Raw genomic sequence first — 10,740 nt, 5'->3', positions numbered from 1 at the left:
CCGCCCGACCGCGGAGGCATTCCGCAGCCAGTCTCAGCTTCCATCCATGAAGGGAAACCCAGATCTGGGTGACCCTGTATCTTGTGAGATAGGCTGCCTGCAAACACTAAATATAGTATCAACAGCTTCTTTATGCCAGCCAAAAGTTGCTCAAGCGGGCCCGAAAAAGCGCACAGGATTCCTCACTGCGGCTCAAGCGGGGAACCCGCGTTTGCCGCATGTCAGAACCGACGATTTCGTGAAATGAACCGGGCTCAAAACAATCCGGTCCGCCGCCGTCGCAACGTGAAATCCATTAACCGTGAATCGTCCCAAGGCGTCAAGGGGTGGTTTGTGACGGAAGTTTGAGCGCTAGATGTTGTGTGGATCGGCTGTGGAAAACGGGGACAGCGGCCAATGCCTTGTAAATCAGGCACTTCGGCAGGTTGCCTGTGACACTGCCGCAGCGGCAGGCGAAAAATCAAATTTTTGAAGGGTAAAAAAGCACATAAATAGCATCCCCAGGGGCAACCGCGATTGCACAACCAACGCCGATGTGAGGGGCACTACAAATTGATTCGTTTTCAGGTTTTGGGGGTGAGCAATTAGGGTCGCGTGGAGAGGCGCGGGAAGGTCCCCCGCGCCTGAACTTGACATCAATCAACGCGCTTTTGCAGCTCACGCGCGCCATTCGGCGCGTTCACCTTGCCCTCGGTGATGAAGAAGGCAAAGACATCGCGCGGCTCCTTCTTTGCCTTGCGATCGGGCGCGTTCTTGGCGAGATCACCCGGCTCCCCGCCGGCGGCAAAGGTTTTCGCGCGATCCGCCCAGAGATCAAGCTTGTCGGCGGCATAGCAGGTCTTGATATCGTCGCTGCCCTTCTGCAGGCGCAGATAGACGAAATCGGCAGTGACATCGGCGATCATCGGATAGTCCGCATGTTCTGCCAGAACGATGGCCACCTTGTATTTTTCCAGCAGGTCGACGAACTCGGGCGCCTGGAACGTTGGATTGCGCACTTCGACGACGTGGCGCAGCGGCAGACCGTCCTGCTTTTCCGGCAAAAGTTTGAGGAAGCCTTCGAAATCTTCCGGCTCGAACTTCTTCGTCGGCGCGAACTGCCACAGGATCGGCCCGAGATGGGGTCCTAATTCTGTCAGCCCCTGCGTCAGGAATTTCTGCATGGATTCACCAGCTTCGGCCAGAACCTTGCGATTGGTGACGAAGCGGCTGGCCTTCAGCGAGAAGATGAAATCATCAGGGACTTCGGCTGCCCACCTGGCGAAAGTTTCCGGCTTCTGCGATGAATAATAGGTGCCGTTGACCTCGATCGCTCGCAACTCCTTGCCGGCAAATTCGAGCTGGCGCTTCTTCGACAGGCTGTCGGGATAAAACGTGCCCTCCCAAGGCTCGAAGGTCCAACCGCCGATACCAACGCGGATCTTTCCGGATTTCGTCATCCCATCCTCCTCATGGCGGCGAATTCAAGCCGCAACTAGTTTCGTTCGGACGCCATCTGCCCCGCGGGCTTGGCCATATCCACCAGCGTCCACCCTGGCCGATAGGGGTTCGGGCGGCGACCCGTTTCTTGAAAACCATAGGCACGATAAAGCGCGATGTTTCGCTCCATCCGCGCATTGGTATAGAGCCGCACGTCTGCCACGCCGCATTCCTCCGCCTGTGCATCAACAAACCGCAACAGCTCGCTCCCTAGCCCCTGACGCTGGAAGGAGGGCGCAACGGCAATGCTGAAGATCAAAAGATGATCCGCATGCCGTTCGAAAACGGCAATCGCAGAAACCGCATCGCCATCGTCACGGATCCAGACCTCTTCGCGGGCGATGCGAGGCACGTAATCTTCGGTAACCGGCAAAGGCAGTCCACCGAGCAGGTCGGTATAAGGCGCGTAGGCGGCAACGGTGATATCCCGCACGGCGGGCAGGTCATCTAGCGTCGCCGGCCGCATCATCGCGAAGCCGGCGACGGTGTCGCTCCGCCTATTGCCCGAGACGCTCACTCGGCCGCCTCAACCTTTTTCATCGGACGACGCTCCAAAAGCTCCTTCAGGAACTGGCCGGTATAGGAACGCGGCTCCTTGACGACATCCTCCGGCGTGCCCTTGGCGATGACTTCGCCGCCGCCGTCGCCACCTTCGGGACCGAAGTCGATGACCCAATCGGCCGTCTTGATCACCTCGAGATTGTGCTCGATGACCACGACCGAATTGCCCTGGTTGACGAGTTCATGCAGAACTTCAAGAAGCTTTGCCACATCGTGGAAATGCAAGCCGGTTGTCGGTTCGTCGAGAATATAGAGCGTGCGTCCGGTGGAGCGCTTCGACAGTTCCTTGGCGAGCTTGACGCGCTGGGCTTCGCCGCCCGAGAGCGTGTTTGCCTGCTGACCGACCTTGATATAGCCAAGCCCCACCTGGTTCAGCGTCACCAGCTTGTCGCGCACTGCGGGAACGGCAGCAAAGAACTCCACGCCTTCCTCGACGGTCATGTCGAGCACATCGGCGATCGACTTGCCCTTGAAATGCACGTCCAGCGTTTCGCGGTTGTAGCGCTTGCCGTGGCAGACGTCGCAGGTGACGTAGACATCCGGCAGGAAGTGCATCTCGATCTTGATGACGCCGTCGCCCTGGCAGGCTTCGCAGCGCCCACCCTTGACGTTGAACGAGAAGCGACCGGGCTGGTAACCGCGGGCCTTGGCTTCCGGCAAACCGGCAAACCAGTCGCGGATCGGGGTGAAGGCACCGGTGTAGGTCGCCGGGTTTGAGCGCGGCGTGCGGCCAATCGGCGACTGGTCGATGTCGATCACCTTGTCGATGTGCTCGAAGCCGTCGATGCGATCGTGTTCGGCCGGGTTTTCGCGCGCGCCCATGATACGGCGGGCGGCGGCCTTGTAGAGCGTCTCGATCAGGAAGGTGGACTTGCCGCCACCGGACACGCCCGTAACCGCGGTGAAAATGCCGAGCGGAATGGACGCCGTGACGTTCTTCAGGTTGTTGGCGCGTGCACCGACGACGGTGATTTCCTTTTTCTTTTTCGCCTTGCGGCGTTCGCTCGGGACGGCAACCGACAGTTCACCGGAGAGATACTTGCCGGTCAGCGACTTCGGATTGGACATCACGTCGGCAGGCGAACCCTGGGCGATGACCTCGCCGCCATGGATGCCGGCGGCCGGGCCGATGTCGACGACATAGTCGGCCGTCAGGATAGCGTCCTCGTCATGCTCGACGACGATGACCGTGTTGCCGATGTCGCGCAAATGGCGCAGCGTCTCGAGCAGGCGGGCGTTGTCGCGCTGGTGCAGGCCGATCGACGGTTCGTCGAGCACGTAGAGCACGCCCGTCAGACCAGAGCCGATCTGCGATGCCAAGCGAATACGCTGGCTTTCACCACCCGACAGCGTGCCGGAGTTGCGCGACAGGCTGAGATATTCGAGACCGACATCGTTGAGGAACCGCAGGCGGTCGCGGATCTCCTTGAGGATGCGAACGGCGATCTCGTTCTGCTTGGTGTTGAGATGTCCCGGCAATGCCTCGAACCAGTCCCGTGCGATGCGGATCGACATCTCGGTGACCTGGCCGATATGCAGCGTGTCGATCTTGACGGCGAGCGCCTCCGGCTTCAGGCGGAAGCCAGCGCAGGCCGGGCAGGGGGCAGCCGACATATAGCGCTCGATCTCCTCGCGCGCCCAGGCGCTGTCGGTTTCCTTCCAGCGGCGCTCGAGGTTGGGCACGATGCCTTCGAAATTCTTGGTGGTGTTGTAGGAGCGAGCGCCGTCTTCATAATGAAAGACGATCTTCTCTTCGGTGCCGTGCAGGATGGCTTTCTGCGCGTCGACGGACAGTTCGCTCCAGCGATTGCCGAGCTTGAATCCGAAAACCTTGCCGAGCGCTTCCAGCGTCTGGTTGTAATAGGGCGACGACGATTTGGCCCAAGGCGCGATCGCGCCATCACGCAGCGTCCTGTTATGCTCTGGTACGATCAGCGCCTCGTCGATCTTCTGCTGGCTGCCGAGGCCATCGCAGGTCGGGCAGGCACCGAAGGGATTGTTGAATGAGAACAGGCGCGGCTCGATCTCGGAAATCGTAAAGCCGGAGACCGGGCAGGCGAACTTTTCCGAAAACAGCACGCGCTCATGGGTTTCGTTGAGCGACTTGTTGGCCGAGCCACCGGCCGCGGTTTCTTCCGGCGGCAGCGGCTTGTCGGCGAATTCGGCAACGGCGAGACCGTCGGCCAGCGTCAGGCATGTTTCCAAGCTGTCAGCAAGCCGCGAGGCGAGATCGGGCCGCACGACGACACGGTCGACGACGACGTCGATGTCATGCTTGTACTTCTTGTCGAGGGCAGGAACCTCGGCGATCTCGTAGAAGGTGCCGTCGACCTTAACGCGCTGAAAGCCCTTCTTCATCAGTTCGGCGAGTTCCTTCTTGTACTCGCCCTTACGGCCGCGCACGAGCGGCGCAAGAATATAAAGACGCGTGCCTTCGCCGAAGGCGAGCACACGGTCGACCATCTGGCTGACTGTCTGGCTTTCGATCGGCAGGCCGGTCGCCGGCGAATAGGGCACACCGACGCGCGCAAACAGCAGGCGCATGTAGTCGTAGATCTCGGTCACGGTGCCGACCGTCGAGCGCGGGTTGCGCGAGGTCGTCTTCTGCTCGATCGAGATTGCCGGCGACAGGCCGTCGATCTGGTCGACATCCGGCTTCTGCATCATCTCGAGGAACTGGCGCGCATAGGCAGACAGGCTCTCAACGTAGCGACGCTGGCCTTCGGCATAGATCGTATCGAAGGCGAGCGACGACTTGCCGGAGCCGGAAAGCCCTGTCATCACGATCAGCTTGTTGCGCGGCAGATCGAGATCGATGCCCTTGAGATTGTGCTCGCGCGCGCCACGAATGGAGATGGTCTTGAGTTCGCTCATCGGAAGCCAGCTTTTGCATGTCGGTTGAAAGCCCCCTATGTAATGACGCTAACGCCCATGTCGAGGCGCAATCGGCAAAACTGGTGGCCATTTCGATTCGGTTGACAGGATCATAGGGAAATATTAGAACAAAGAAAGAACAAACAACACGCAAATCGACTAAATCTGTTGTGGATTATGTATGATGCGGGGCGTATCCGCGGCAGCGGACCGCTAAGATACGCGTTCTTGAAATTCGAAAGCCGTGCCGGCGGCGCGGCAAAACCACGGGAAAAGCAATATGGCTGGTAGCGTCAACAAGGTGATCTTGGTCGGAAACGTCGGGGCGGACCCGGAAATCCGGCGCACGCAGGACGGCCGGCCGATCGCCAACCTGCGCATTGCCACATCGGAAACCTGGCGTGACCGCAACAGCGGCGAGCGCAAGGAAAAGACCGAATGGCACACCGTCGTCGTCTTCAACGAAGGCCTGTGCAAGGTCGTCGAGCAATACGTCAAGAAGGGCGCGAAGCTCTATATCGAAGGCGCGCTGCAGACCCGCAAATGGCAGGACCAGACGGGCAATGATCGTTACTCGACCGAAATCGTGCTGCAGGGCTTCAACTCGACGCTGACCATGCTTGATGGTCGCGGCGAGGGCGGCGGCTCCGGCGCCGGCCGTGGCGGCTCCAGCGATTTCGGTGGCGGCGCTGGCGGCGGCTACGACGACTACGATCAGCAGCCGCGCCAGTCCTCCGGCGGCGGTCGCTCCGGCGGCGGCCAGGGTGGTCAGGGCAGCCAGAGTGGCGGCAACTTCTCGCGCGATCTCGACGACGACATCCCGTTCTGAGCCACGCGAACACGGCGATTTTCAGTTGCGGACGCCCTTTGGTGAGCAGACTGGAACGGCACGGGCCTTTAATGGCAATATCGTGACATTGAAAAAGGGCCGGGAAACCGGCCCTTTTTGCGTTCGAATGAACGTTTCTGTCGGTTGGAGCATTTCCAGGAAAAGTGCGAAGCGGTTTTCGTCCGGAAGTGCGTATGACCAGGAGACGGGACGCTTCCGCAACTCTATCCAAAGCGGAAGCGCTCAAACGTCCCGATGGCCTCAGACCGCCATTGCCGATTTCACGCCGTCGACGACGAACTGGACTGCAAGTGCCGCCAGGATGACCCCAAGCAGGCGCGTGAGGATTGCCCGGCCGGTGACGCCGAGAAAACGGTCGATGCGTTCGGCGATGACAAGCGCCAGGAAAAGACTGACCATCGACAGCGCGATGACGATCAACAGCTGCGTGCGCTCGACCGCCGTCGGGAACGAGCCGGCAAGCAGGATCGTCGCGGAGATCGCGCCCGGCCCGGCAATCAGCGGCAGGGCAAGCGGGAACACCGCGATATTGTGGATGTGGTCCTTGGTGGTGGCGTTTTCGCCGGTCTTTTCCTTTCGCTCCTGACGCTTCTCGAAGATCATCTCGAAGGAAATCCAGAACAGCAGCAGACCGCCGGCGATGCGGAAGGCACCGATGGATATGCCGAGCAGGCCGAGAATGCCGTTACCGAAGACGGCGAAGGCAGCAAGGATGAAGAAGGCGATCAGCGAGCCGCGTGTGGCGACCTGAAAGCGTTCCTGCCGGCTGAGGCCGACGGTGAGGCTCAGGAAGATCGGGGCGAGCCCCGGCGGATCGAGCGTGACGAGCAGGGTGGTGAGTGCGTTGACCAGGAGGTCGACATTGAACATCCGTTTCCCCTTCCGGATTGTCGCGTGCGTGCGCGCGCGCCCCGAGTTTTCCCGGTGGCAGATCGGCATTGTTAGGCAAGCGGAGGGGGCTTGGGAAGGGGTCGGTGGCCAAAGCTTGAGCAATAGCTTAATGAGGATGTGACGGAACCTTCTCACAGCCGTTCAGGCCGGGCAGCCGACTTTGTCGCCAGCACTTCCGATTTCCGCTGCAATGCCCTAGAAAAGCCTGTTCCGACGGCAAAAGACTGTTCACAACCACGGGCCAAAATTGGCGCTTCCAGGCGCATTCGGCTATAAATATCCGACTGATTCTGAACAAAGATCGTGATCACAATTGACTGAGCAAAGCACTCCCGGCGGCGGAAAGACTCCGCCAGGCATCGAGCCGATTTCCATCATCGAGGAAATGCAGCGGTCCTATCTCGATTACGCCATGAGCGTCATCGTCAGCCGCGCGCTTCCAGACGTGCGTGACGGCCTGAAACCCGTTCATCGCCGCATCCTCTACGGGATGAGCGAACTCGGCATCGACTGGAACAAGAAGTACGTCAAATGCGCCCGTGTCACCGGGGACGTGATGGGCAAATACCACCCGCACGGCAATTCGGCGATCTACGATGCGCTGGCACGTATGGCCCAGGATTGGTCGCTGCGGCTGCCGCTGATCGACGGCCAGGGCAACTTCGGCTCGGTCGACGGCGACCGCCGGCGGCAGAACGCTACACCGAGTGCCGCCTGCAGAAGGCAGCGCACTCGCTGCTCGACGACCTCGACAAGGAAACGGTCGATTTCCGCGACAACTACGACGGCACGATGAGCGAGCCGGTGGTGGTGCCCGCGAAGTTCCCGAACCTGCTCGTCAACGGCGCCGGCGGCATCGCGGTCGGCATGGCGACCAACATTCCGCCGCACAACCTCGTCGAAGTCATCAACGGCTGTATGGCGCTGATCGACAACCCGGCGATCGAATTGCCGGAGCTGATGGAAATCATCCCGGGGCCGGACTTCCCGACCGGTGCGCTCATCCTCGGCCGCTCGGGTATCCGCTCGGCCTACGAGACCGGCCGCGGTTCGGTCATCATGCGCGGTCGTGCCCATATCGAACCGATGCGCGGTGACCGCGAGCAGATCATCATCACCGAGATTCCCTTCCAGGTGAACAAGGCGACGATGATCGAGAAGATGGCCGAACTGGTGCGCGATAAGCGCATCGAAGGCATCTCGGATCTGCGCGACGAATCGGACCGTCAGGGCTACCGCGTCGTCGTCGAACTCAAGCGCGACGCCAATGCCGACGTCATCCTGAACCAGCTTTACCGTTACACGCCGCTGCAGTCGTCTTTCGGCTGCAACATGGTGGCGCTCAACGGCGGCAAGCCGGAGCAGATGACGCTGCTCGACATGCTGCGCGCCTTCGTCTCGTTCCGCGAGGAAGTCGTTAGCCGGAGAACGAAGTACCTGCTGCGCAAGGCGCGCGACCGTGCGCATGTCCTGGTCGGTCTCGCCATCGCGGTTGCCAACATCGACGAAGTGATCAAGCTGATCCGGCATGCGCCCGATCCGCAGACCGCGCGCGAACAGTTGATGGAGCGCCGTTGGCCGGCGCATGACGTCGACAGCCTCATCCGGCTGATCGACGACCCGCGTCACCGGATCAACGAAGACAATACCTACAACCTGTCGGAAGAGCAGGCGCGCGCCATTCTCGACCTGCGCCTGCAGCGCCTGACTGCGCTTGGTCGTGACGAAATCGGCGACGAACTCAACAAGATCGGCGAGGAAATCAAGGATTACCTCGATATCCTGTCGTCGCGTCTCCGCATCATGACCATCGTCAAGGACGAACTCACCGCCGTTCGCGAGGAGTTCGGCACGCCGCGTCGCAGCGAGATCGCCGAAGGCGGTCCCGACATGGACGACGAGGACCTGATCGCCCGCGAAGACATGGTCGTGACCGTCTCGCATCTCGGCTACATCAAGCGCGTGCCGCTGACCACCTATCGCGCGCAGCGCCGCGGCGGCAAGGGCCGCTCCGGCATGGCAACCAGGGACGAGGATTTCGTTACCCGGCTATTTGTTGCCAACACTCATACGCCGGTTCTGTTCTTCTCCTCCCGTGGCATCGTCTACAAGGAGAAGGTCTGGCGCCTGCCTATCGGCACGCCGCAATCGCGCGGCAAGGCACTGATCAACATGCTGCCGCTTGAACCCGGCGAACGCATCACGACGATCATGCCGCTGCCCGAGGACGAAACGACGTGGGAAAACCTCGACGTCATGTTCTCGACGACGCGCGGCACGGTGCGCCGTAACAAACTGTCCGACTTCGTCCAGGTCAACCGCAACGGCAAGATCGCGATGAAACTGGAGGAGGATGGCGACGAGATCCTCTCGGTCGACACCTGCACCGAGCATGACGACGTCATGCTGACGACGGCGCTCGGCCAGTGCATTCGCTTCCCGGTCGACGACGTGCGCGTTTTTGCCGGCCGCAACTCGATCGGCGTCCGCGGCATCAACCTTGGTGACGGCGACCGCATCATCTCGATGGCGATCCTCGGCCATGTGGATGCTGAGCCATGGGAACGGGCGGCCTACCTGAAGCGCGCAGCCGCCGAGCGGCGCACGAACGGCGAGGAAGAAGAAATCGCTCTGGTCGGCGAGGAAGTCACCGAAGGTGGCGAACTCACCAACGAGCGCTACGAAGAGCTGAAGGCGCGCGAACAGTTCGTTCTGACGGTTTCGGAGAAGGGCTTTGGCAAACGTTCGTCGTCCTACGATTCCGCACCTCGGGTCGTGGCGGCAAGGGCATCCGCGCCACCGACACCTCGAAGACGACGGAGATCGGCGTACTCGTCGCGGCCTTCCCAATCGAAGACAACGATCAGATCATGCTCGTTTCCGATGGCGGCCAGTTGATCCGCGTGCCGATCAATGGCGTCCGGCTTGCCAGCCGCGCCACCAAGGGCGTGACGATCTTCTCGACGGCCAAGGACGAAAAGGTCGTCTCGGTCGAGCGCATCAGCGAACCGGAAGGTGACGAAGAAGGCGAGGACCTGGTGGCAGCCGAAAACGGCGCACCGGAAACGCCGGAAGCCGAAGCCTGATAGGCGGCTCCAACCGACTGAAAAGCCCGCCGATCGGCGGGCTTTTTTATTGGGCAGCCATGATTTCCGGCGGGCGAATGTAGGTTCTCAGGCCCTTGGCCAGCGCATCGAAGACCACCCGGCAACGCGGCGCCGCCTTCAGGTTTTCGTGCATGACGAGCCATGTCTCGAGCTTCATTACGAACCCGTCTGCCAGTACCGGGAGAATATCGGGGTCGCGGGCAGCAAGCGCATTCTGACAGATACCGATGCCGAAACCGGCGCGAATGGCGGCAAGCTGCGCGAGGTTGCTGTCTGCCTTCAGCGCAAAGCGCACGTCCGGCAGGCCGGGTGTGCGGGCGATGATTGCCCGGATCGCCGCCGTCTCGCGGTCATAGCCGATCAGGCTGTGGCGGCTCAGATCGGCAAGCGTGGCCGGGGTGCCGCGCCGGTCGAGGTATCGCCGGTGGGCGTGAAAACCGAGCGGCACCGCGCCGATATGAAGCGCCACCAGCGCATCCTGACTGGGCACCGCCATGCGCACGGCGATGTCCGCCTCCTGCCGCAGGATGTCCTCGATCGCATCGGAAGCCGACAGCTCGATGGTCAGATCCGGATATTGCACATGCAGCTCGGCAAGGATCGGCGGCAACACCTCGATACCGATCACTTCGCTGGCACTGATGCGCACCGTTCCGCTGACCGTATCCTGCTGGCCGGAGGCAGCGCGAAGCAGGGCCGCTGATGTTGCTGCGAGCGCTTCGGCATAGGGTTGAAGCGCGCGGGCGGCATCGGTCGGCAACAGTCCCTGCGGCGAGCGAGTGAAGAGCGGAAAGCCGAGCATCTCCTCCATTGCATCGACATGGCGCCCGACCGTCGGTTGCGTCAGGCCGAGCTCGCGCGCCGCCGCCGACAGCGAGCCTTCTTTCAGCACCTTCAGGAAAGTCCGGTAGTAGTCCCAGCTCGGCTCGATCTTGCTCATACATAAAAGTATAGCAATGAAACAGAAAACGACAATTC

6 protein-coding genes and 1 pseudogene are annotated in these 10,740 nt (G+C 61.1%); 2 read left to right on the top strand and 5 right to left on the bottom strand.

Features of this window, described 5'->3' with window-relative positions; translation table 11 throughout:
* Nucleotides 1-635: 635 nt before the first annotated feature.
* Genes BKP54_RS03285 through uvrA form a run of 3 tightly spaced genes read right to left on the bottom strand, consistent with a single transcriptional unit; the run spans nt 636 to nt 4,914 of the window.
* Nucleotides 636-1,439, bottom strand: a complete 804-nt coding sequence (locus BKP54_RS03285) for a DUF72 domain-containing protein (protein ID WP_025427102.1) — start codon at nt 1,437-1,439, stop codon at nt 636-638.
* A 35-nt stretch (nt 1,440-1,474) separates the two neighbouring features.
* A complete protein-coding gene (locus BKP54_RS03280; RefSeq protein ID WP_057208748.1) occupies nt 1,475-1,948 on the bottom strand; it encodes a GNAT family N-acetyltransferase in 474 nt (157 codons plus the stop codon).
* Nucleotides 1,949-1,992: 44 nt separating this feature from the next.
* A complete protein-coding gene (gene uvrA, locus BKP54_RS03275) occupies nt 1,993-4,914 on the bottom strand; it encodes an excinuclease ABC subunit UvrA (RefSeq protein ID WP_025427100.1) in 2,922 nt (973 codons plus the stop codon).
* A gap of 280 nt (nt 4,915-5,194) precedes the next feature.
* Here uvrA and BKP54_RS03270 point away from each other — a divergent pair, with 280 nt between their 5' ends.
* Nucleotides 5,195-5,743 carry a single-stranded DNA-binding protein gene (locus BKP54_RS03270; protein ID WP_025427099.1) on the top strand — a complete coding sequence of 183 codons (549 nt, stop codon included), beginning with the start codon at nt 5,195-5,197 and terminating at the stop codon, nt 5,741-5,743.
* A 261-nt stretch (nt 5,744-6,004) separates the two neighbouring features.
* On the opposite strand, the gene BKP54_RS03265 is transcribed toward BKP54_RS03270, so the two are convergent.
* Complete coding sequence (locus BKP54_RS03265; RefSeq protein WP_025427098.1) at nt 6,005-6,634, bottom strand: MarC family protein; 630 nt, start codon at nt 6,632-6,634, stop codon at nt 6,005-6,007.
* A 334-nt stretch (nt 6,635-6,968) separates the two neighbouring features.
* Between BKP54_RS03265 and gyrA the strand changes: the two are divergent.
* Nucleotides 6,969-9,741 (top strand): annotated as a pseudogene (gene gyrA, locus BKP54_RS03260) (DNA gyrase subunit A).
* Between the two features lie 46 nt (nt 9,742-9,787).
* On the opposite strand, the gene BKP54_RS03255 reads toward gyrA, so the two are convergent.
* Entirely contained in the window at nt 9,788-10,702 is a 915-nt protein-coding gene (locus BKP54_RS03255) for a LysR family transcriptional regulator (protein WP_025427096.1), read from the bottom strand.
* Nucleotides 10,703-10,740 lie beyond the last annotated feature (38 nt).

Origin of the sequence: Ensifer sp. 1H6 (genome assembly GCF_001976035.1) — a bacterium.
GTDB lineage: Bacteria > Pseudomonadota > Alphaproteobacteria > Rhizobiales > Rhizobiaceae > Ensifer > Ensifer canadensis.
Note: the sequence above shows the minus strand (reverse complement) of the source record. Positions and strands in the feature narration are given on the sequence as shown.